The 23,737-nt window shown below is 63.0% G+C and carries 16 protein-coding genes and 1 pseudogene; 14 read left to right on the top strand and 3 right to left on the bottom strand.

What is annotated here, in order from left to right; all coding sequences use genetic code 11:
- The first annotated feature begins 92 nt into the window (after positions 1-92).
- From AC1D1G_RS06860 to AC1D1G_RS06850, 3 genes are all read left to right on the top strand, one after another.
- Entirely contained in the window at positions 93-1,373 is a 1,281-nt protein-coding gene (locus AC1D1G_RS06860) for an MFS transporter (protein WP_477951563.1), read from the top strand.
- Complete coding sequence (locus AC1D1G_RS06855) at positions 1,370-3,127, top strand: FAD-dependent oxidoreductase (protein ID WP_477951562.1); 1,758 nt, start codon at positions 1,370-1,372, stop codon at positions 3,125-3,127. Before AC1D1G_RS06860 ends, AC1D1G_RS06855 begins: the two co-directional genes overlap by 4 nt.
- A gap of 179 nt (positions 3,128-3,306) precedes the next feature.
- Positions 3,307-3,603 (top strand): hypothetical protein, encoded by a 297-nt coding sequence (locus AC1D1G_RS06850; RefSeq protein WP_477951561.1) that lies wholly within the window; start codon positions 3,307-3,309, stop codon positions 3,601-3,603.
- Positions 3,604-4,057: 454 nt separating this feature from the next.
- On the opposite strand, the pseudogene AC1D1G_RS06845 reads toward AC1D1G_RS06850, so the two are convergent.
- The 3 genes and pseudogenes from AC1D1G_RS06845 to AC1D1G_RS06835 form a co-directional block, all read right to left on the bottom strand.
- Positions 4,058-5,376, bottom strand: a pseudogene (locus tag AC1D1G_RS06845) (IS1380 family transposase).
- Positions 5,377-7,485: 2,109 nt separating this feature from the next.
- Positions 7,486-8,856: an APC family permease gene (locus AC1D1G_RS06840; RefSeq protein ID WP_477951560.1), complete on the bottom strand. Its 1,371-nt coding sequence runs from the start codon at positions 8,854-8,856 to the stop codon at positions 7,486-7,488.
- Entirely contained in the window at positions 8,853-9,731 is an 879-nt protein-coding gene (locus AC1D1G_RS06835; RefSeq protein ID WP_477951559.1) for a carbon-nitrogen hydrolase family protein, read from the bottom strand. Before AC1D1G_RS06835 ends, AC1D1G_RS06840 begins: the two co-directional genes overlap by 4 nt.
- Positions 9,732-9,936: 205 nt before the next feature.
- On the opposite strand from AC1D1G_RS06835, the gene AC1D1G_RS06830 reads away from it, so the two are divergent.
- The 11 genes from AC1D1G_RS06830 to AC1D1G_RS06780 all read left to right on the top strand — a co-directional run bounded on the left by AC1D1G_RS06830 (position 9,937) and on the right by AC1D1G_RS06780 (position 23,445).
- Entirely contained in the window at positions 9,937-10,833 is an 897-nt protein-coding gene (locus tag AC1D1G_RS06830) for a LysR family transcriptional regulator (RefSeq protein WP_477951558.1), read from the top strand.
- A 119-nt stretch (positions 10,834-10,952) separates the two neighbouring features.
- Complete coding sequence (locus AC1D1G_RS06825; protein WP_477951557.1) at positions 10,953-12,785, top strand: serine hydrolase domain-containing protein; 1,833 nt, start codon at positions 10,953-10,955, stop codon at positions 12,783-12,785.
- Between the two features lie 181 nt (positions 12,786-12,966).
- The gene (locus AC1D1G_RS06820) at positions 12,967-13,263 is read left to right on the top strand and encodes a DDE-type integrase/transposase/recombinase (protein ID WP_477951556.1); all 297 of its coding nucleotides are present in this window, start codon (positions 12,967-12,969) and stop codon (positions 13,261-13,263) included.
- A gap of 375 nt (positions 13,264-13,638) precedes the next feature.
- Positions 13,639-13,851 (top strand): hypothetical protein, encoded by a 213-nt coding sequence (locus AC1D1G_RS06815; RefSeq protein WP_477951555.1) that lies wholly within the window; start codon positions 13,639-13,641, stop codon positions 13,849-13,851.
- 48 nt (positions 13,852-13,899) lie between these two features.
- Positions 13,900-15,114, top strand: coding sequence for an oxidoreductase (locus AC1D1G_RS06810; RefSeq protein ID WP_477951554.1), 1,215 nt, complete (start codon positions 13,900-13,902; stop codon positions 15,112-15,114).
- Positions 15,115-15,161: 47 nt separating this feature from the next.
- Positions 15,162-16,898: an FAD-dependent oxidoreductase gene (locus AC1D1G_RS06805; protein WP_477951553.1), complete on the top strand. Its 1,737-nt coding sequence runs from the start codon at positions 15,162-15,164 to the stop codon at positions 16,896-16,898.
- A gap of 154 nt (positions 16,899-17,052) precedes the next feature.
- Positions 17,053-17,583, top strand: coding sequence for a winged helix-turn-helix transcriptional regulator (locus AC1D1G_RS06800; protein WP_477951552.1), 531 nt, complete (start codon positions 17,053-17,055; stop codon positions 17,581-17,583).
- Positions 17,584-19,179: 1,596 nt separating this feature from the next.
- Positions 19,180-20,178, top strand: a complete 999-nt coding sequence (locus tag AC1D1G_RS06795; protein ID WP_477951551.1) for an NAD(P)H-binding protein — start codon at positions 19,180-19,182, stop codon at positions 20,176-20,178.
- A gap of 64 nt (positions 20,179-20,242) precedes the next feature.
- Complete coding sequence (locus AC1D1G_RS06790; protein ID WP_167114317.1) at positions 20,243-21,613, top strand: aminomethyl transferase family protein; 1,371 nt, start codon at positions 20,243-20,245, stop codon at positions 21,611-21,613.
- An 82-nt stretch (positions 21,614-21,695) separates the two neighbouring features.
- Positions 21,696-22,568 (top strand): formyltetrahydrofolate deformylase, encoded by an 873-nt coding sequence (gene purU, locus AC1D1G_RS06785; protein ID WP_095869994.1) that lies wholly within the window; start codon positions 21,696-21,698, stop codon positions 22,566-22,568.
- Between the two features lie 34 nt (positions 22,569-22,602).
- Complete coding sequence (locus tag AC1D1G_RS06780; protein WP_095869818.1) at positions 22,603-23,445, top strand: bifunctional 5,10-methylenetetrahydrofolate dehydrogenase/5,10-methenyltetrahydrofolate cyclohydrolase; 843 nt, start codon at positions 22,603-22,605, stop codon at positions 23,443-23,445.
- The last annotated feature ends 292 nt before the right edge of the window (positions 23,446-23,737 follow it).

Raw genomic sequence — 23,737 nt, 5'->3', positions numbered from 1 at the left:
CCAGGAAAGAACCCCCACCCATGACTGTTTCGAATGTTCCAGCCTCGGAACCTTATTCGTCCTCCGGCCGTACCGGTCCGGTCGACGGCGAAGTGCCCGCACCGGCACCGACCGGCTCCCGCAGGGCGGCGATGGCCAGCACGGTCGGCGCGATCGTCGACTGGTACGACTTCTTCCTGTACGGGACCGCCGCCGCCCTGGTGTTCGGACCGATGTTCTTCCCCTCCGAGGACCCGACGGTGGGTGTTCTCGCCTCGCTGGGCTCGTTCGCGGTCGGTTTCGTCTTCCGCCCGATCGGTGGGGCGATCTTCGGCCACTTCGGTGACCGGGTCGGCCGCCGGAAGATGCTGGTGATGACCATCTTGATCATGGGTCTGGCCAGCACCGCCATCGGTCTGCTGCCCAGCTACGCCGCCATCGGCATCGCGGCCCCGATCCTGCTGGTCAGCCTGCGCGCGGTGCAAGGCATCGCAGTCGGCGGCGAATGGGGCGGAGCGGCCCTGATGGCGGTGGAGAACGCGCCGAAGAACAAGCGCAACTTCCTCGCCAGCGGGGTACAGATCGGATCGTTCCTCGGCCTACTCCTGGGCACCCTGGCGTTCTCGATCGTCACCAACCTCACCACCGAGGAGCAGTTCGACACCTGGGGCTGGCGTCTGYCGTTCCTGGTCAGCATCCTCTTCGCACTCGTCGGGCTCTGGATCCGCAGCGGCGTCCCCGAGTCGAAGGTGTTCGCCGAACTCGAAGAGACGAAGAAGAAGCAGGCCGCACCGCTGCTCGAGGCCCTCAAGACCAGCCCCAAGCAGATCCTCGCCATCATCGGGATGCGCCTGGTCGACCAGAGCACGTTCTACATCGGCTTCACGTTCTCGCTGGTCTACGTCAAGAACTACACCGACACCCCGCCGAGCAGCGTGCTCACCGCATCGATGGTCGCCCTCGTCCTCGCCGTGCCGACCACCTCGCTGTGGGGACTGCTCGCAGACCGGTTCGGTGCCCGCTGGTTCTACATCGTCGGCCCGCTGTGCGCGGCCGCGGCCGGTGTCCCGTTCTTCTCCGCCCTCGAGAGCGGATCGATGCCGATGATGATTCTCGGGTTCTTCATCCTGATCAACCTCGGACACAACATCTCCGCCTCGGTGCAGCAGACCTGGTTCACCGACATGTTCGACGCCCGCATCCGCTACAGCGGCGCAGGCTTCGGCTACGCCGTCGCCGGGGCCGTGGGCGGCTTCGTGCCGCTGACCGCCACCGCCCTGCTCGGCGACAGCGGAAACTGGACCCCGGTGGCCATCCTGCTCGCCGCAGCCTCCCTGGTGGCGCTTGCAGCAGGGTTGTGGTCGTACAAGTGGACCGGGCAGGGCCGGCGATGACCGACACCCTCTCGTGCGATCTGCTCGTCATCGGCGCCGGAGCCGGTGGCCTCGCTGCCGCCGTCACCGCCGCCTACCACGGCGCGAAAGTCATCGTCGCCGAAAAGGCCGACGTCTGCGGCGGGGCCACCGCCTGGTCGGGCGGATGGATGTGGGCGCCGCGCAACCCCCTCGCCCGCGCCGACGACGTCGACGAGGACATCGAGTTGCCGCGCACCTACCTGCAACACCTGCTCGGGACGAACTTCGACGCCGCCAAGGTCGATGCGTTCCTGGCGCAAGCGCCGCGCATGGTCGGGTTCTTCCACGACAAGACCAGGCTGCAGTTCGTACCCGGAACCACCATCGCCGACATCCACGGCGGCACCCCCGGCGCCGGAACCGGACACCGATCGGTGGCACCCCAGCCCATCGACGCCTACCAGATTCCCGCCCCGGTTCGGGCGAAGCTGCGCTGGCAACTCTACGAAACCTCATTCCTCGGCATGGGAATCATGGCCGGCCCCGACCTCCAGGCGTTTCTGCACGCCACCCGCTCGCCGAAGGCCTTCGGGCACGCCGCACGCCGCGTCACCCGGCACATCATCGACCTGGCCACCGCACGCAAGGGCATGCAACTGGTCAACGGCACCGCCCTGATCGGCCGGCTCCTGGCCTCCGCTCACGAACTCGGCGTCGACGTCCGCGTCTCGTCGCCGGCGCGCACGCTGACCACCGACGACTCCGGGGCGGTGACCGGAGCGCAGCTCGACGGCCCCGACGGCACGGTCACCATCCACGCCGCCCGGGGAGTGATCCTCGCGGCCGGTGGCTTCCCGAGCAACGTCGACATGCGCAAAAAGTACTTTCCGCGCACCCCGACCGGGCGTGAACACTGGACCCTGGCCCCCGACACCACCACCGGTGACGGGATCGCGCTCGCCGAATCCGCCGGCGGCCGACTCGACACCACCCTCGCCTCACCGGTCGCCTACTGTCCGGTCTCGCTGGTGCCGTACCGCAACGGCAAGACAGGCGTCTTCCCGCACATCCTCGACCGCGGAAAGCCCGGTGTCATAGGGGTATTGGCATCAGGCAAGCGGTTCGTCAACGAGGCCGACGGCTACCACGACTACACCACCGCGATGATCGACGCCGTTCCCGACGGGCAGCAAGTGTGCTCGTGGTTGGTCTGTGATCACCGGTTCCAGCGCCTGTATCCGTTGGGAATGTCCAAACCGCGCCCCATCCCGGTCTGGCCGTACCTGCGCTCGGGTTACCTCAAGACCGGCCGCACCCTCACCGAGCTGGCACAGCAATGCGGCATCGACCCCGCCCAACTCCACACCACGGTCGCATCGTTCAACGACAATGCCCGACGCGGAAAGGACCCCGAATTCCACCGCGGCGAAACGATGTTCAACCGCGGCTCCGGGGACCCGGACAACCCGTTCCCGAATCCCTCACTCGCCCCACTGGAGAAGGGACCGTTCTACGCCGTCAAGGTCGTGCCCGGAAGCTTCGGGACCTTCGCCGGTATCGTCACCGACGCCTCCGCGCGTGTGCTCGACGATTCCGACACCCCGATAGCAGGCCTCTACGCCGTGGGATCCGACCAGGCCAGCGTCATGGGCGGGCACTACCCGTCCGGAGGCATCAACATCGGACCCGCCATGACCTTCGGATACATCGCAGCACGACACGCCACCAGCGCCACGGATTCGGAGGAGGAGTCCAGCAACACCAACGTCCGTGACGCACAACCTGCTGGTTGACATCAAGTCAAAGGTCGGACGACGCCGGCGGACGATTCGAGAACGTCACCGGCGCCGCCCGGCCCGCCCGGCCCGCCCGCCCGACCCGCCGATGCTCGACGACATCATGGCGCAGTTCTCTCTCGGCCCGACCCACCGGCCCGCCTCACCCGTAGTCCCGAGCAGATCTGTGAATTCCCATGAACTCTCGTGAGTATCGCCAATGGCGCCAAAGACGTCGCGCCGCCTGGATCGAAGCCAACCGCACACGCAGCCATCCTGATACCGAGGCGGAGCACCTCATCGAGTTCGCCAGGACGTGGGCACCGTACGGGGGCGCTGCCGAGGAGGAAATGCTTGTGCACTTCGACATGACAACGTCCCGGTTCATCGAGCGATTGTGGCAGGTGATCCCCGAATCGAACTGTGCCCAAAACGAGATACGTAATTTGGCGAACGCATACCCTCACCAACGGACCGGCGACCTAGAGCGCTGACCGTCCGACAGGTCGGAACCTGAGTGGAGATCGGGATAGGCAAAGCCGTCGACAGGTGCGACATGCGGAATCGCCACGACAGTCGCATTCTCGACAGCCCCTGACTGTTAAGGGAGGGTTCCAATGGCTGTGCGGGCCAACTCAGGGCTTGGTTGTCTCATCCTCATACACACGCGCTGACGAAGTTTAAATTCAGTTTAGGTGTGGTCGACACTGGGGTCGGATGGTCTGGGTCAAGCCGGAAAGCGAATCTCCTGCAACTGAATCTTCGGTGCTGCGTCTAGCCTCAATCTTGCATGCCTCTGACGTGTCGCTCTGATCGGTGTCGCGTTGGGTATTTCGGCGTGGATTCGGTGCTCGGCAACGAGCGCTCGCCCGACGCGGTCGGGTGGTCGTCGGGGTCCAGGGCCCCGAAAGTTGATCCCTTTCGTCTCGGTGGTCGGATTGGTGCTGTTCAGAGGGGGTCGGGGATCGCGTTGAGACGGGCCAATGCGGTGATCAGCAAGTCGATCCAGGGTGCGTGGGCGGACAGCCGCAGGTGCACTTTTCGCCCGTGACGGGCGATGCGGCCGGCGGTGGCGAACAGGCGTAGTCGTAGGCGTTTCGGCTCCCACCGCCTGGCTGTGTCGTCGGTGAGCGCGAGCGTCTGCATCCATGCGGTGACCTCGACGGCGAGGGCGACCAGGGCGAGCCAGATCCGATTCTGATCGAAACCGTGCAGCGGAAGATTCTCCAGGCCGGTGTCTTTCAGGATGCGGATCCGGTCTTCGCAGCGTGCCCGGCGCCGGTGCCGCAGTTCCAGATCGGACAATTGTCCACCTTCGGTGTTGGTGACGAACGCGGTCAACCGCAGCCCGTCACGGTCGGTGAAGCGCAGTTGTGCACCGGGGTGTGGGCGTTCCTTACGGACGATGACCCGCATCCCGTCGGGCCAGCCCGGCAGATCGAGCACCCCGATCACTTCCGTGATCCAGGCGCCGTCGCGGGGTTGCGCGTCCGCGTTGTGCGCGGGGATCCAAGCCTGTTCGGAAAGGGCGTCGATGGCGGTGACGATGGCGTCGGTCAGACCGAAGCCGATCGAGTACGACAACTTCTGTGTGGTCAGGTAGTCGATGAGGGCATGGGTGCCGCCGGCCGCGTCGGTGCGGAACAGTACCTTGCGTCCGATCCGTCCGCCTTTGGCGGTGAACGGCAACTGCCGCAACGACTGTCGGATGACCTCGATGTGGTCGGCGGCGGTGTTCGAGCCGGCGTAGCCCGGTCGCAGCATCATCGCCAACGGCTCTCCCGTGCCGTCCGGTCCGTGGTCCACGAACGCGCACAGCGGGTGGAAGCCGAACCCTCTCTTGTAGGTGGCGGCAGCGTTTTCCTTCTCCGAGTGCGCGGTCACCAGGGTGGCGTCGAGGTCGATGATCAGCGGATGTCCGGCGTCGATTTCATGGTCGGGAGCCTGTTCACCGGCGGCGCTCCAGGCGATCTGTCGGGCTGCCGAACGGGCGGAGTTGATTGCCGCCAACGCTTTCGGAGCGTCAGCGGCCAATGCGGCAATCAGTCTCGAGACGGTGGGATCGGACGCCACCCGGCGAAGACTGCGGGTTCTTCCCGCAGCAGCGCGATATCGGCCAGGCAGTCGCCGCCCAGGGCGAGTGCCATCGTCAGATCGGCGATGATCTTGCCCGGATCGTGGGAGGTCGTCGGTTTACGCCACGGCTCGAGCGCGCTCGACAACGCGGTGGTCAGACCGGACTTCTCTGCGGTGCGTAGCAACAACATCGCCCCGGCGTGCGACACGACACCGGTTCCGGCGGAGTCGACGGACAGCGACGGGTACCACGAAGTAGACTTGCCCACCAGAAAGGTGCTCCTCGAACGCAGTGAATATCGGCCCTCAGCAAGCCATATTCTCCCAGTTCAGAGCACCTTTCTTCATGATCAACACACGGCCCGGCCAAAATCGACGTGAAAGCTCGAGGCTAGAGGTCCTACATAGAGCACGTTTCCTGGGTCGGCTCCTGCTGATGTCTTCGGAATCACACTTCGCACTCGTGGCGAACAGCGCAACCGCGGTGGAGTGACGGCGATAGCTGCGGCGAGGGAGATCAGCACTGGCCCGCCGCATCAGACGATCTCCCGGGAAAGGGCGTCGAAGGAATGGAGGGCGGTGTGTTGGAAGGCAGGTACGAGCGCAGGGGCGATTGTCCGGGTGGTGGCTGTATTGGCGAGGCAGTTAATCCATCGGCGACGGCGGCTGCAACGACTCCCCACCCGTTCAGAGGAAGGACACGAATGGCCATCAGTATCGCCGGGCTCGTCGCGGCGATCAGTATCAGAACGGACGGATCCGCGGTGGCTGATTCTCGTGTGCGCTTCCCAACTGCGAAACTGGGTCATCGGGGAGGTTGACTCGCGATAGACCCACATCAATTGTGTTCTTCGAGACTGTCGCAACCGATCTCGTCTAAAATCTGCTTCACTCTTGCTTCGAACCCTTTGGTTGACATTCCAAAGTTGACGAAAATATCTTCCTCGGATGGACCCCCGTAGGGGGCCCATCTCCGCGCAAAGGTGAGTATGTCCTCGACTTCTCGACTGCGTTCAGGGAGTTGGGTACGTCGGCGCTCTGCCTCACGTCGTCTATCGCGCCATCGACGGTAACGACGGATCTCCATCTCAACTGGTGTTGTTCGCGCAATTTGTAGATCCGGTGTTTCCCCCTGGCGTCCCCCGGTTTCGGTTGCTGACATGGCATTCTCTGTTTCGAAGTGAAGACCTGTGTCTAGTCGACCAGGTGGCGGGGGGTTAATCGCAGGTTTCGGGGTTCGGATCGACCGAATGTGTTGGTAAGGACGGTGTGTGATGATGCTGTACGGCGAGTGCCGCCAGAACGGATGGGGAGTACACCCGGTCAAGGGTCGCAGCATCGCAGGGGACGAGCGGCCGCTGCTGGTGCCGTTGTATCGCGGCCAAAAGTAGTCGTCGGTACTCGGCGACATCGATGCCGAATTCGGACTGGATCGTTCCGGGTGTAGGTTCGCCGATCGGTGCCCAGAAGATCGCGAGATCGAGGACGTCGTCGAGATGAACGCGTGGCGCCATCATGGCCGCTTTCTGGCTTGTTGCCGGAGCCGTTATTGCACCCGTGGGTGGCGTGGTGATGTGCGGTTTGTTGCGCGCGATCTCTGCGTCATCGCCTCGCGGTCATTCTCGTGTGGAGCGCGACCGGATTTTGAGGATGATCAACTCGGAATCGTTCGCGTCGCTGAGTGTGCCGAGAAGAGTGAATGGCAGACTATCTGCCAGGGGCGCCTCGTGCGCGAGTGTTTGTGCATATCAATCCTGAGGGTCTGGGATCGTGAGCTGCTTCGCGGAGTGTCGAATGTGGTGCGGGCCAGTGCTGTTAGTTCGAGCGAGAGTGGTTCCGCCTGCTCGGCAGCTACCGATGGGCGACTCTGTCGTGTCGGATCTTTGGGCTGCGACCGATTCGCCGGCGAGATGGCCCGGATTGGTACTTAGGAACTGTGCGGTGACATCAGGGTCGACGATATGCGCGGTGCTCCATCGTTCGGTTGCGTACGTTTGTGCCGCAACCGCAAGAAGCGATCCGGCATTCGGCACGCGGCGGCGCAGGACGATCGACATGACTGTGATGACGGCATGGATCAGAAGGAATAGCACTGTGAACGGTCCTGCTGGTCGGAGATTGAAGATATTTCGGTAATAGTGTGTCGTGCGCGTGATTCGCACCGTGCTGGCGCGGCCCGTGGCACGACCGGGCACGTCAGGACCGCTGTTCCTGCTCCACGACCCAGGGTACGGCCGCGCCTCACCCGGCCGGTGACGGCGTCGCGATACCGCACGACGCCGCCGGGCGAGGGAGGGGAGCTACGCGGTGACTTTGTCCGTGGCCACGGGGTCGTCGTCGAAGGTCATTTCCGGTGCGGGCCGGCGGAAGCCCTTGGTCAGAACGGCCAGATAGACAACACCGATCGCCAACCATACGACGCCGATTTGGAGAGCGACGTCACCGAGCCTCGTGAGCAGATAGACGGAGACGGCGCCGCCGATGACCGGCATCACCAGGTACGAGAAGCGGTTGAGGGTGCGACCGTGTCTGTGCTCTCGGACCAGGTGGGCGATCACGCAGACGTTGACCACGGCGAAGCCGAGAAACGCGCCGAAGTTGATGAACGAGGTGGCTGTGGTCAGGTCGAGTTTCATGGCGATGACACCGGCGGCCGCGGTCAACAGCAGGTTGTTGACCGGGGTGCCGGTCTTCGCCGACAGCTTGCCGAAGACGGCCTTGGGCAGTACGCCGTCGCGTCCCATGACGTACATGAGGCGGGCGGCGGACGCCTGCAGGGCGATGCAGGAGGCAATGGATCCGGCGATGGTGACGAAGTTGATGATCTCGGCGTACGTCTCGCCGCCGACCTGGACCTTCAGATGGTAGGCGGCAGCGTCGACGTCGGCGAACAGCGCGCCCGGGTGGACGAGTTGCATCACGAAGGACAGCACGAAGAAGATCGCGCCGGCGGCGATGACGCACCCGACGATGCCTCTGCCGATCGTCCTCGCCCCGCCCCTGGCCTCCTCGCCGAGTGTGGAGAGGGCGTCGAAGCCGAGGAAGGAGTACGCGGCGATGGCGGCGGCCGCAGTGACCGCGCCGATCGAAGTGCCGGAGTTCCACAGGGCGTCCGTGGCGGGCGCGGAGGAGCCGTGTTTGCCGAGGAAGACGACACACAGGGTGGCGAAGAGGACCAGCGACCCCAGAGCGATGAACATCAGGACCTTGTTGACGCGGTCCGCGAGTTTCATGCCGAAGACGTTGATGGCGGTGGTGATGCCCACCGAGACGATCAGCCAGACCCACTTGGGTATGTCAGGGAACTGGGCGTTGAAGTAGATCGCCGTGATCAGCCAGCCGACCATCGGGATGAAGAAGTAGTCGAGCAGCATCGCCCAGCCGGACAGGAAACCGATGCGGCTGTCGAGCATCGTGCGGGCGTAGGTGTAGACCGACCCGGAACCGGGCACGGCGCGCGCCATCTTTGCGTAACTCAGCCCGGTGAGCACCATCGCGAGGGTGGCGACGGCAAACGCCGTCGGGGCCACGCCGCCGCTGGTGGCGGCGACCACGCCGAAGATCGTGACGACGATGCCGGGGGAGATGTAGGCCAGGCCGAACAGGATGACGGAGAAGAGGCTCAGGTCGCCTTTCAGTCTCATGGTGTTCCCAGTTGTCTCGCTGTTCATCGTGGTGGCTCCTCGGTGGTGTGGGCGGCGTTCCAGGTGGCGGGGTCGATACGGCCCCCGTACAGCGGGAGTTCGAGGGGCGCGTCACCGGGGCGGAACTGGTCCCAGACGCGGTTGAGGCCGGCGGTGCCGTAGCGGCGGACGTTGCTGACCTCGTCGAGGTCGATCACGTCGGTGAGGGTGGAGTCGCCGGCATCGACGGTTTCGGCGCGCACCGTGCCCTGTGGATCGACGACGAGGCTGCGGCCGATCCCGGACGGGGCGGCGGAGTTGACGCTGGCGACGAAGACCTGGTTGGTGATGGCGTTGGCGCGGCTGAGGACGATTTCCTGCGCGCGGTCGCTCGTCGGGGTGCGGACCACGTTGACGATCAACTCTGCGCCCATCCAGGCCAGATGGCGGGAGACCTCCGGGAACCAGGTGTCGTAGCAGATGGACAGTCCGATACGGCCGACCCCGGCGAGGTCGACGACCTCGAACCGGTTGCCGGGTGCGGTCGTCTCGTAGGGGCGCCACGGGCAGATCTTGCGGTACGCGGCGAGGCGTTCGCCCTGCGGCGAGTAGACGGCTGCCGTGTTGTGGATGCGACCGTCGGCGCCGCGTTCGTAGACGCTGCCGGGTACCAGCCAGATGCCCAGGTCGCCCGCGAGTTCGGCGAGGGCAGCGTCCCGTTTGTCGTCGAGCGGCTCGGCGGCCTTCTCCGGCGCGGCCGGAACGCCTGGGGCGCTCTCGCCGAGGTGTAGCTCGGGGTAGACGACGAGGGCGCCTGGTGCGCGCAGCTTCACGCGCCGCTCGACGTCGGAGGTGAAGCCGGCGAGGTCGTCGGCCGGGCGGCCGGGCGCCTGGGCGAGGATCAGGGGCAGGGGGCGGGTCATGCGGGGAACACCAGCCAATCGAAGGTAGGGCTCTGGAGGGAGCAGTTGATGGTGGTTCAGGCGCCGGCGGCGTGGGCCGGGCGGCCGGGGTGAGACAAGCGTGGGCCTCGTCACATATAATTTCAAATACTTTCTAGGGCTGACTTGCATGCCTTTGAGGCATGCAAGGGTCATGTCTCCTCCGTCTTCCGAGAGGCCACTACCAATGGAACTACGGGTGCTGCGCTACTTCCTGACCATCGTGGAGACCGGTTCCGTCACCAAGGCCGCCGAGGAGGTCCGCGTCGCCCAGCCCTCGCTGTCGCGCCAACTGCGCGGCCTGGAGGCGTCGTTGGGCATGACGCTCTTCGACCGCGGCGGCAGACAGCTGATCCTGACCGCCGCCGGCCGGCGCTTCCTTCCGTTGGCCCGAGATCTGGTCGCCCGAGCGGACGCCGCCGAGGCCGCAGTCGGAGCGCTTGCTTCCGGTCGCGCCATGCGGATCACCGTGGCGGCGCCGCCCACCACCATCACGGACGTGATCGCACCGTTCCTGGCCACCTGGGGACCGGAGGATCCGCTCGTCACGGTGCAGGCGGAGAGCCCGGCCCGCGCGTACCAGGCCCTGGGGAGGGGCGCCGACGTAGCCATTTCCACGGCGCCTCCGAGGCGCCGTTTCGCCGGGCTGCCCGTGGCGCGGCTACCGCTGTGGGCCTATGTGCGGGCCGACCACGCCTGGGCGAACCGGGACGGCGTCACGATCGGGGAACTCGCCGCGGCGCCCCTCATCGTCCTCACCCCGGCGCACGGCACCCGACGCGTCCTGGACCATGCCGTGCAGGACGCCGACGCCTCGTACGACATCGTGCTCGAATGCGACACTCCGCACGTCGCCCAGGCCATGGCGGCGTCGGGCCACGGAATTGCGGTGGTCTCCGACGATCCCCGCTTCGACCTGCACCCGCTGCTCATCCTCGACGGCGCGGGCGAGCCGCTGCAGATCCATCTGCACGCCGCGTGGGACGCCAGCCACTATGCGCTGCGCAGCATCGAGGCCTTCGCCACGGGGCTGTCGCGCTTCTGCGTCGAGCAGTACGGGCCTCAGGTCACCGCCCGCGGATGAGCTGGACGTATACCTGGCGGGCAGCCTGATCAGACCGGACAGGCATTGGACGGCGGCCCCGGCGGGCCCCAGGATGCGGCGATATCCGTATCTGCTGCCGGCCCGAGAGGACACACACCATGCCAAGACCCTTCTATGCCCGAGGGCTGAGCCGTGCCATCGTCGTTACCGTCGCACTCGCGGCGCTGTGCACCGTCACGCCACCGACGATCGCGGCGCCCGCCGAAGCCGTGCCCGTACCGGGCGATCCGCTCACCGGAAGCGGTGCGGTGAACCGGACCGAACTCACCGCCGGCCAACTCACCGAGGGCGCCGCCACGGACACGGTCCCCGACGGCGCCTTCGCACTGCCCGCCCAGGCAGCACCACCCACCCACAGCTTCGAAGGCACCCTCACCCTCAATGGTCTCTCCACCACCGGCGGCTTCCGCGTACTGAAGGACCCGCACGGATACGCAGACACGGCGGCCACCCGGCACCTGCCACCGGTCGACATCGCCCTCGTGCAGAACGGCAGCCACCTCGTCCCGGCCAAGCGCGGGTTGCAGTACACGGGGAACCAGGCGTGGAACCTGGCGGTGGGTCCCGGCCGCGCGTGGAACGAGGACGGCGACGGCGAACGCACCCGCGCCTCACTGCCGTTCGCGCTCGTCGAGCGCAACGCGAACTGCGTGCACAACGGCACCCTGATGTTCCTCTTCGACGCCACATCGGTCTCCGAAATCCGCTACCAGATCACCACGGAGACCTGCGAATACTTCCAGATCGACATGTGGGGCCAGGTACCGGCCGACTACCGGCCCGGCCCCGTCGACGGCGCCGAGAACCTGCGCGACGCGTACGCCGCCGAGGTCGGGGACCGGCTCCCGACCAAGCCCGTCTCGGCGCTGGCCACCGACTACCCGGACAGTGGGGTGGACGTAGCGAAGTTCAGCGCCGGCATCACGCCGTCCGCACTGAGCACCTTCGGCTTCTACTTCGGCGGAGTGCACTATGTGGGCAACTGTCGGACCCGGCAAGGGGAGTACCCGTTCTGCGGCCAGATGCTGTTGCCTTCGTACTCGACCGCGAAGTCGGCGTTCGCGGGAACAGCCATGCTGCGTCTGGCGAAGCGCTACGGCCCCGCCGTGGCCCAGGAGAGGCTCTCCGACCGAATCCCCGAGACCGCCGGCAACACCGCCTGGAGCGGCATCACCCTCGACCAGACTCTCGACATGGCCACCGGGAACTACACCTCGCACGGCTACGAGACCGACGAAGCGGGCCCCACCATGGCGGACTTCTTCGCAGCCGAGCCCTACGCCGACAAGATGCGACTCGCCCTGTCCTTCCCGCGTAAGTCCGGCCCCGGCAGCCAGTGGGTCTACCACACCTCGGACACCTTCCTCGCCACCCGCGCGATGAACAACTACCTGCAGGACAAGGCCGGTTCGGACACCGACATCTTCGACATGCTCCGTGACGACGTGCTCGAACCCGTCGGCGTCGGGCCCGACTCGCTCGTCTCCTCCCGCACCGACAACAGCCCCGGCGGAGAACCCTTCGGCGGGTACGGCATGTTCTGGACGCAGGACTCCGTCGCCCGGTTCGCCAAGTTCCTCAACAACGACCACGGCGCCGTCAACGGCACGCAGATACTCGACCCGGCACTGCTCACGGCCACCATGCAACGCGACCCGGAGGACCGGGGCATGACCACCACCGGCGCCAAGCCCATGAAGTACCAGAACGGCTTCTGGGGCCAGGAGTTCACCTCCGCCGACAACCCCGCCTACACCAGCCCCTTCTACGTACCGTTCATGTCGGGGTACGGCGGCATCACGGTCGCGATGATGCCGAACGGCGCCACCTACTACTACTTCAGCGACAACAACGAGTTCAGTTGGAGCTCCGCCGTCGCCGAGGCCGCCAAGCTCGCGCCCATGCCCGGCGCGGCAGTTGGTGCGAGATAGACCCAGCGAACGTACCCTTATCGGCCTGGGATGCGCTTCGCCTGACTATGGCCGTTGATGGGGTTCCCCACCCGAACCCCTTCCAGGTTCGATCGGAGACTTCATCCAACGGCGCGCTCGTGGTCGGCACCACCGCCGACGACGAGGTCGTCGCGCAGGTCTGACCTGCGGTGAAGGTGACATGTATCTGTGTGCGATTAAGGATGAGTATTCGAAGAAGGTTCTGGGGTGGGCGGTGGCGGATCACATGCGCACCGAACTGGTCCTCGAAGCGCTGAACATGGCTGTCGACGAACGTGGCGGAGACGTCGCAGGCACAATCATGCGCTCGGACGGGGGAAGTCAGTATACCGCCGAGATCATGAAGCAGGCGTGCGCACGGTACGGGTTGCGGCGTTCGATGGGCGCGACCGGCATCAGGTCATGCTCGAAGCGCCTGGCGTTGCGCCGGTGTGGTGGTCGCGGGTGGCTCCGCTGATCGTGGAGACGATGACCGCGCGCTGCGCCGAGTGGGTTCGCTGGTTCAATGCGGACCGGTTGCATTCGTCGAACGATCGGGTCTGGTGCGGGTTGGTTCGACATCCCTCCACTTCGTGGATGCTTCCCCGCCGTGGAGGGATGTCCTCACACTGGAGGCGTTCTCGATACGAGAAGTTTCGCAGCGACGTCATCGCCGTCGAGGATTATTTGTGCGGATGGGTGAAAGCGCGACGACGGCGTCAAGACAGGTGGCGCCTCGACCTCGAACTCAGGCGAGCCCCCGAACTGAAAGAAGCCGCCAACCGATCAAACCGCTGCGAGAATTTGAGGGGACAAGTCGCGCAGTCGCCGATCTCTCAGTAGGACAATCCGAATGAGCGCGAACCACTGCCTAAGCATCGTTGATGATCTGTACTCAAATCAGATCGTCGAATACTCGATCGACTCGCGCGATGTTACCGAACCTCGTGGCGCGATCGACCGTCTGCGGACCTCATTGATCACGCTGCCGAACGAAACCGACCGCTCGGCACATTGCGTGTCGTTAGTAGGCACCAAAAAGTTCCTAATTGTCACCCAACTGTGACGGACTTAACGTCTTCGGTGACTCGATTTCCAACCGTAAGGCGGTCAGATGCAGACGAACTATGCCGAAGAAGATGTGTTGAAAGATACAGACGATCTACTGTTTTCGTCTCTTCGAATCAATACCACGACGGTCCGTAACAGGTTTCTTCTTCCTGCCATGCAGCGTGGCTCGCGTGGGTACAAGCCAACTGTGGGCATGGCGGATACGCTGCGCTCGACCGCTGAACGGGGCCCGGGAATAATCATTTCCGAGGGGGCCGCACCTGACCATCCGGCGGGGTACTGGCAGCCGGCGTTCAGCATTCTCGGCCGTGACACCATCAAGGAATGGGGACATGTCGTCCGTGAGGTCCTCAGTACCGGCGACGTAGTCTTGTTGATGCAGCTGTGGCATCCAGGTGCCCTGCGACTGGTTGTCGACGGTATTGAGAATCCACATCCGGACCATCCTGCATGGAGCCCATCAGGGTTGATCCAGGAGGGCCGTACCAACGGTGTTGCAATGTCGAAGCAGGACCTTGAGGATACCAAAAATGCATATGTCGAGAGTGCTCTTATCGCCCAGCGTCTCGGCGCACACGGGATTGAATTGCATTGCGCTCATGGCTACCTGTTGGATCTATTTTTGTGGCATGAAACGAATAGGCGAACCGATGAATACGGCGGTGAAACCCTAGCCGACCGCGCCGCATATCCTGCTGAAATAGTTTCGGCAATCCGTGCTGCGACGGGCCCTCAATTCATAATTTCAGTGCGTTTCTCGCAGTGGAAGGAGGTGGATTACGGAGCCAAAATCGCGGCGCATCCTGACGAACTGGGACCGTTTCTGGAACGTTTGCAGCAAGCGGGAGCCGACGTCTTTCATGTGTCGGCTCGCAGATTCGACGCTGTCGCCTGGCCGGAACTCGACTCTAGACGGAGTGTCGCTTCCTGGGTGAAGACAATGACAGATCGCCCGGTCATGACGATCGGCAGCGTCGGGTTGTCCACCGATCTCGCGAGTGATGTCTTCGACAACCAAGACCCCGTACTGCAGGTGGAGGATGACATCATCCGTGTACGGCGCGGTTTGGAGGCCGGCGACTTCGACATGATCGGGGTTGGTAGGGCGCAGATTTCGAATCCGGACTTCGTCGAGCGCGTACGCAGGGCAGACTATTCGAATTTACGAGACTTTCGAAAATATCGCGATTTGGCCGAGGCATACGAAAGCTACTCGCATGAGGGGCAACTCGTGGACCAGTCGCGGAAGAAGGATTAATCGATGAGCCTAATATGTGAATATTGTCAAACCCTAGGAGTTTTATTGTGACAACCGGGACGCCGAAGTACTGGTGGATGGAAGGGCTTTTCAATCCCCCGCCCCGACCTACTGGTTTCTCGACAACTGATCGAGATGAATTCGATGTAATCATTGTCGGTGCCGGAATGGCGGGAATGTGTGCTGCAATTTTGGCTCACGATCGTGGTGCCGAGGTCCTTCTATTGGAGGCATCAGATGAAGTCGGCGGTACAACTTACAAGTCCGGCGGGGCGATGTGGATTCCAGACAACTCACTTATGCACGTCTTAGGAATTCGCGACGATCGAGATAGCGTCTTGCGCTACGTTGTCCAGGTCGCGCATCCCGACCAGTACGACGCCGATGCCGAATACTACGGCGCAGAAGAGTGGCAGTGGGAAACAATAGGCGCGTTTTACGATAACGCCGCGAAAGCGATTGATGCGCTGGTTGCGGCAGGTGCCTTCCGGGTCACCACCTGGCCATCCTTTACGGAACGGTACCCAGCCATTGTCAGCTATCACCCGGAATTGGATAACTCTATTCAAGGATTTTTACGGCATCTAGGACCAGCGCGAGAGGACGGCTCCGCTGCACCTGGAGCAGATTTGGTCGATCAACTGGGGGTAGCCGTTAGAAGCCGGGGTATCGAGGTGCGCACAGATCATCGTGTGCAGCGGCTGCTGCAAGATGAAACTGGTGCAGCCGTCGGAGTTGGGGGGACGTGGGGTGATCCCATCTACGCGAGACGAGGGGTGGTTTTCGCTAGCGGTGGCTTTGCACATAACGCGGATTTGATCGATGAATACTGGCGCGGGCCGCTTTACAGCAGTTGCGCAGTTGCCACCGCACAGGGTGATTTCATCCCTATCGCGCGCGAGGCCGGAGCTGAACTCGCTCACATGCAGAATGGCTGGCTGTACGAGGACATCTTGGAAAAGGCTGCCATGAATCGCGTGAACGAGGATAAAGGTATTCCCGTTCCGCCCGGAGACAGCATGATTTATGTCGATCGCAATGGTAACAGGGTCGTCAACGAGAAGCTTGTGTACCAGGACCGAAACCGCGTCATATGGGACCGCGACAAGAACGGCGACTATCCGAACAGGGTTCTCTTTATGGTTTACGACGATTACGTCGCCCACGACACCAAGCCGACCCTGTTCTGGGATACGTTTCGCACCCCTAAACCTTACATTATCGAAGGTCAGACATGGGAGGAGATCACCGAGCGCATCGAGGCGCGCTTGAAGAGTCTCACCTCTGTCATCGGTGATTTCGAATTGGCACCTGGCTTCGCCGAGCAACTGGAGCAGACGGTCGACAGATTCAACGGCTTCGCCCGCGCGGGTGTCGACGAAGATTTCCACCGTTGCGAGAACATGTCCGAATACGACTGGCATGGCATCCCGAGGCCAGGTAACGAAAAAAATCCGGGAATGTTTCCATTCGCCGAGACCGGGCCATATTACTGCGTGCTGATCTGCGGGATGGTGTTGGACACCAACGGAGGGCCCAAGACGAATTCGAACAGCCAAGTCTTGCGTTCGGACGGGTCCGTCATTCCAGGGTTGTATGGGGCCGGAAACTGTGTTGCATCAATAGCCGGTGATGGCTACTTATCTTTAGGGAGCACACTCGGGCCCGCCGCCACATTTGCGTACCTCGCCGCCGAAAGTGTAGTGCAGGAGGCACCGCGCGATACTGAAGCTGCTCGTGCGCGGTACACTGCAGATACGTTGACGACCAGCCAAAACAGCTAGATAGTCACTCGAATTCAGCAGCTACGGTCAGCGTTGCGTGTTAGCATGAATCGATACTGACACGCGACGTTGGCCCATAGTTCCTCCAATCGAGACAGTCTCGTGCGGGACCAAAATCGCCCGAGAGGTCGCGTCGGTCTAAAGGGAGTAACCTATGGGCGCGGATTATGAATCGCACCGGCTTTCCGCAGTAGATCGGATGATGACAAGGATTCGTGAAATTCTCCAACAAGCACCTGCGGTAACCGACGAATCCGAGGAAATATTCGGATTCGTAGCGGCGCTACTTGTCGAATATTCTTGGAATCGCAGTGCGCCGGTTGTGGGCATCGTAGGTCACGTTGGCAATTACTGGAGAAACTGGCTCTTAGTCATATTACGTGTCGGACCATTGCGTCCGTCGATGATTCAGCGGCTACTGGACGCAATGGACCCGTCACACCCGTTGTCGCAGAAAATACTTACTCACAATCTTCGGATGCTCGAACGCGATGGACTACTAAGCCGGACCGTGGTCGCCGACGCGCGGAAGCACGTGGTGTATGACCTCACGCCACTAGGTCGGAGTCTGTCCGACCTAGTGATGAACCTGATCGAGTGGGGATATGCGCGATCAGACCAAATCAATTGCGCACGTGCAGAATACGATGCAGCTAACCACGATGGCGGCGCAGGCGAAGTGTGAGCGTCATCCACCCCGGCCTCCACGGGTTATCCGCTTCTGGTTCTTGGCGAGTAGACCATCGAGGCGCCGGGTATCGGCAATCATGTCGCGACGCATCAACACCGCATAGCGGGCGTAGAAACCCTGCACGACCCTTCGAGAGTTCCTGCGACGCACGCCACAACGACCAGGGCTCCAACTAGGGGATCCCTTCAGTTACAGTCCGTGCGTGAGGCGTTATCGCTGGCTGTGGAATGCGTGTGTGGTCGCGAGCGCCGTTGCAGTCCCTATGGGTGTTTTGTTGGGAGACGCTTACGACAACGCTGTCCTCGGTGCGACGGTCACCGTCCTGCTAGGTGCTGCGGTGATCTTTGGAGTGGTTACTATTCGGGGCGGCATGCACACCTCCGTCGACGAGGAATCGCCCCAGTGGTGCTCGTGCGGACCCGAATCGTAAGGGCCATTCCTGAAGTAGGCGTGTGACGGAGCAGACAGTCAAAGCTTTATCCTAAATGGTCGCTGTGGCGGCTCGCCGCGGATAGGCCGGCCGCGCACCGATTCCGGGCTCACCGTGGTTGGTGCGGAGGCCCCGCCGTTCGCCTGCCGCAGCCTTGGGCGACTGGCGGCAGTGAGATCTCACCAGCGGTGCGTCACGGTTCAGCAGGTGGGGTCTCTTGCTGTCAGCCATCGATTGGTTCGGAGATCGGCACCGGCCTGAGGCAGCCCCGGATAGCGCATTCATACAGGTCGGTCTCCCTGAGTAGACCTTCGAGGCTGGCGTAGATGTCTTGCCGCACGTCACACGGTCCGTATCGATTGGATCCACTCGCCTCCCATGACCCAATCCCGAGCTGAACACGCAGAATCCCATGCTTGCGGGCATAGCACGGCACGTTGCCTTGGCCGTAGGTTGTGCGGAAAGGCTCCGCTGCGTCGTGAGTTCGGAGAGTTCGAGGAGGCTGATCGGTCAAGGAGGCGGTCATTTCTCTGAGCGCATATGCCTCGCACGGAGCGGATAGCTGTTCGGGGTGTCTGCCCCACATACGCTATGCAAATGTCCTCCTATGCGAGGCGAGGTGCAGATACCAACGCGACGACGGTGTCGGGCACATCCACGATCGGATGCCGATGGGCGTGGACCCGGGAAACTGGCCCTCTGGCTCGACCTAACCAACACCGACGTCGACTACGCCTAGCCCGCTCCGTGATGGCGCCCGGCACCCGGAAGCCTTGGCCACCTGACCGGTGTCCAAGACCGTCAACAACGTCCGGATCGATGGCAAAGACCTCGTGAAGCCGACCGCAAGCCGAGGACGACCTGGTAACCACGGTGTGACCCTCGTGGAGTCTCGGCGGAGACCCACTTCGGAACCGCCAGGCGCCGTCGAAGAGGCTGACGATGGCACGGTGCCACAGAAGGGGAAATGCCGTCTCACCTCGACCGGATACGACCCACCTTGCGTAGCGTCCCCGGATCAGTACCTGAGGCGGCCCTGGACGCCCGCGGTTCGGCGGTCTCGATCATGCATCTCACACATGGTTCGCTAGAACTTCGTGCTATTGCCCACGTCACTCCCAGCAACGAAGCTTGCAACGTGCCTCGCTCGACTCCGGCTCATGCTGACCCCGTCAAGCTGCACCGCATGGACAAAGATTCGCGATCTACAACCGGAGGAAGATGTGACCCAAATTGTCATCAGTGGAGCCTCGGGCGATTTGGCTCGCCGCGTGACGCAAGGGCTCCTCGAAAGAGCTCCTCTGTGCAACCTGACACTTGTGACTCGATCGCCCGAGGCAATCGAAGCAGGCGGCCCGAACGTCAGCGTGCGGAAGGGCGATTACGAGAAGCCCGAGCTATTGGACGAGGCGTACCACGGCGGAGACATCCTGTTTCTCATCAGTGGGCTCAATCTCGGGCGGCGGACAACCGAACACCGTAATGCGATCCGCGCCGCAGAGAAGGCGGGGATACGCCACATCGTCTACACATCGGTCGGCGGAGTACAACCCGGCAACCCGGCGCTCTCAGCCATCGACCATTACCAGACCGAGCTCGATCTCCGAGCGAGCGGACTGTCGTACACGATCCTGCGCAATGCGCTCTACGCGGAGATCGTCAGTGCGATCTGGCTGGCACCTGCCGCACGCGACGGCGTACTCGAAATGGCCACCGGCCACGGTTCCTTAGCGCCCGTCTCCAAGGTGGACGTCGCGCGCTGTGCGACCGCAATCCTCGCCGACCCCGCCGACCACGATGGCGCTGTCTACGAGATCACCGGTCCTGAACTGTTGAGCATGGACGACATTGTCCGACTTGGTTCCGAGGTCTTCGGCACAGAGATCGCCTACAAGCCGGTATCGGAGGAGGAACGGCTGCAGTTCTTCGACTCGGTCGGTCTCCCGCGGACGTACGACCCGAACATGCCCCCCAGCGCCGAAGGCCACATGTGGGCCAGCGACGAGCTGGTGTCGGCCGATCTGGCGGTGGCCCAGGGCTACCAAGCACTGCTGTCCGGACATGTCGAGCAGATCACGGGGGAGGCGCCCGCGCCGTTGCGATCCGTCCTCGAAAAGGTAAAGGACACCCCGTACGACCGAATCGGTTCGGCGTCCTGACCGCTCGCACCCCGAGCGGAACCACATATCACGTCAGTGCGTTCAGAAAGAGAGTAATAGCGCCATGAGTGTCGACCATGCGGTCCAGCAAGGCCCCGGAGCAGCGTCCGTCGGTGACGTTCCTTCCTACCCCGACGTGCCGACCTACCTGAACATCCTAGGTAGCCTCCATATCTGGGAAGGCGACGGGTGGAAGAAAGAATCGATGTCGTGGAAGACCGGCGCGTACATCGCGTCGAATCTCAGCGGCATCCCCGAGTTCACCTTCAGTGGACCCAACGCGCGGGCCTTGCTCTCACGGCTCAGTATTAACAACGTCGACAAATGGCCCATCGGCAAGTCCAAGCACCTCGTCATGCTCGACGAAAACGGATACATCGCCAATCACGGTCTCACAGTGCGCGACAGCGAGGACTCGTATCGCCATTTCGCGGCGATGCCCTGGGCCCCCTTCAAGGCCCCGTCGCTGGGACTAGACGTAGAAATCGGTATGCGGGACATCTTCATCTTTCAGGTGGCGGGCCCGAAGTCGCTGCAGATACTCGAACGCCTCACGGGTGAATCATTGCGCTCCCTGCAATTCCTGGGCATTCGGCGAATCCAGGTACCCGGAATCGATGCCACGGTGGAAATCGAACTGTCGCGAATCGGAATGTCGGGGACCCTCGCTTACGAGGTGCGTGGCCCCCTCGAACACGGACCAGCGGTGTTCGACGCCGTGTACCGGGCGGGCGAGGATTTCGACATCACGCGCCTGGGATGGCGGACCTACGTCGTGAATCACACCGAGGGTGGCTTCCCTCAGCAGGGTTGTACCTTCCTCCCTGCTGCTTTCGCCGACCCGGAATTCGTCTCTCATCCCCTCTTCGGAGCTGCTCTGCCGCCCAAACAGGTGAGCGGCCAATTGAGTGGGAGCGCAAATCCCACCGACATCACGGCGCGACTCCGCACCCCCTTCGAAGTCAACTGGGGCTGGATGGCGAAGTTCGACCACGACTTCCTGGGCCGGGAAGCCCTCGAGGCGGAGGCTGCCGCACCGCGCCGCAAGACGGTGGTCCTCAGGTGGAACAAGGAAGACGTACTCGACGTGTTCGCGTCGCAGTTCGAGCCCGGGGAGGAATACCGGCACTTCGAGTTCCCGACGACGCCGCAATCACCAGCGGGCGACCATGCGGACATCGTCACCAAGGACGGCAAGCAGGTGGGTATATCATCGCTGGCCGTCTACTCCTACTACTTCCGCGAGATGATCTCCCATTCCACCATCGACATTGAACTCGCCGAGATCGGCACTGAAGTCGTCCTGCACTGGGGCAACCACGGCGAACGAATCAAGCAGATTCGCGCGACGGTGGAGCGGTTCCCCTACCTCGACCTCCCGGCGAACAAGGATGTCGATCTGGAGTCGTTTCCGTCAGGAGTCGTCGCGCACTGAGTGCATGACCGACTCCGACCTACTCGTCCCGTCACACGATCCTGGCGGCGACGACCACTTCACACGAAAGGACAACAGCACGATGTCACGAACCAGTCGCGACGTGGTCGACCTCGGCACTTTGATCGTGCAAGGCGACGACCGTCAGGGAATCGTCGCGGCGGTCTCGTCCTTGCTCGCGAAATACGGCGCGAACATTGTCTCACTGGACCAGCACTCGACCGACCCTGCCGGCGGCAGATTCTTCCAACGCACGACGTTCCACTTGGAGGACCTACCGGCACAGATTCCGTCCCTGTCCGACGAACTCGACAACGTTCTAGGCATGTTGGGACAGTCGTACAGGTTGACTGAAGCTCGCAAGCCGAAGCGCGTCGCCATCATGGTGTCCAAAACGGATCATTGCCTCCTCGACCTCCTATGGCGGCAGCGTCGTGGCGAAATCCACATGAACGTGGGGATGGTCATCGCGAACCATCCCGATCTCGGGGACGACGTTCGCGGATTCGGCATTCCGTTCATCCACATCCCCGTAAACCGGGCGTCACGGGCACAGGCGGAGGCGGAGCAGTTGAAGCTTCTCACCGACAACGTCGATCTCGTTGTCCTCGCTCGCTACATGCAGATTCTGTCCGGTGATTTCTTACAACAGGTGGGAGTGCCGGTAATCAACATTCATCACTCATTCCTGCCCGCTTTCATCGGTGCGGGGCCGTATCAGAAGGCGAAAGATCGAGGCGTCAAACTGATCGGCGCCACGGCCCACTACGTGACCGAGGACCTCGACGAAGGGCCGATCATCGAGCAGGACGTCGTGCGGGTCTCGCACGTGGAGACTGCAGCTGAGCTGCAACGAAGAGGTGCGGACGTTGAGCGCCAGGTGCTTTCTCGCGCCGTTGCCTGGCACTGCGAGGACCGGGTAATCAGAGACGGGAACCAGACCGTTGTCTTCTGATTCTCGTCTAACCACGGTAGGAGAGGGAGTCGGCATGTCGGCCCGATTGCTGAACGGCCGCGAGGTGTCGCGAGTCATGCGCGAAAAGCTTGGGACCCAGGCACAGCAATACTCGAGGGACTTCGGTCGGCGCCCGGTTCTGGCGACGGTACTGGTCGGCGACGACCCCGCCTCGCACACCTACGTGCGTATGAAAGCCGCTGCCTGCACCGAGGTCGGTATCGAATCGCGCCGAGTGCATCTCGACGCGGGGTTGAGCACGAATGCTGTCTGCGCGGAAGTTCGGGCGCTGTCTGAAGACCCCAATGTAGATGGGATTCTTCTGCAGCACCCGGTGCCACCCGGAGTGGACGAACGCGCTGCGTTCGACGCCATCGATCCGGCGAAGGATGTCGACGGTGTCACCCGAGACTCGTTCGCGGCCATGGCATTGGGAACCGCGGGCTTCGAATCCGCAACCCCCGGCGGCATCATGAGATTGCTCGATTCGTACGCCATTGCACTCAGTGGGCGGCACGCAGTCGTGATAGGTCGCAGCCCGATCCTCGGCAGACCGATGGGAATGCTTCTGCTGGCTCGTGACGCGACGGTAACCTACTGTCACTCACGCACTGCGGATCTGAGCTCCCACGTCGAGTCGGCCGACCTAGTCGTGGCGGCGGTGGGGTCCCCCGGACTGGTCCGAGGCGAGTGGATCAAACCAGGTGCTGTCGTGATCGACGCAGGCTACGCGGACAACAAAGGTGACGTCGACTTCGACTCGGCGTCTCGCAAGGCGTCATACATCACGCCTGTGCCAGGGGGCGTCGGCCCGATGACCATCACCACGCTGTTGGAGCAGACAGTCCGCGCCGCGCGAGAGCGCTCCATGAGCTGATCGATTTGTCCGGGTGTTCTCGTGCAGCGAGACGACTGCCGGAACGGAAATCCTCGTTCTTGCGCCGACCTGTACGCGCCTTGCCGATTCTGGTTGTCGTCGTCGTTGTCATGCGGCAGCGCGAGAACCGCCCACTGCAAAACGCTGTCCACGTCAGTGCGGTAGGTCGGCTTGTTCAAGAATCGAGGTCATCGCTTACTCAGGCCAATCCGGCGCCGGCGCGTTCCGAACGGGACCACACAACTGAGATGGACGCCTCGGCTCGTGGGATCGGCGATATCCTGGGGGAACA

The sequence above is a fragment of the Rhodococcus sp. P3_B8 genome (genome assembly GCF_056402775.1).
Note: the sequence above shows the minus strand (reverse complement) of the source record. Positions and strands in the feature narration are given on the sequence as shown.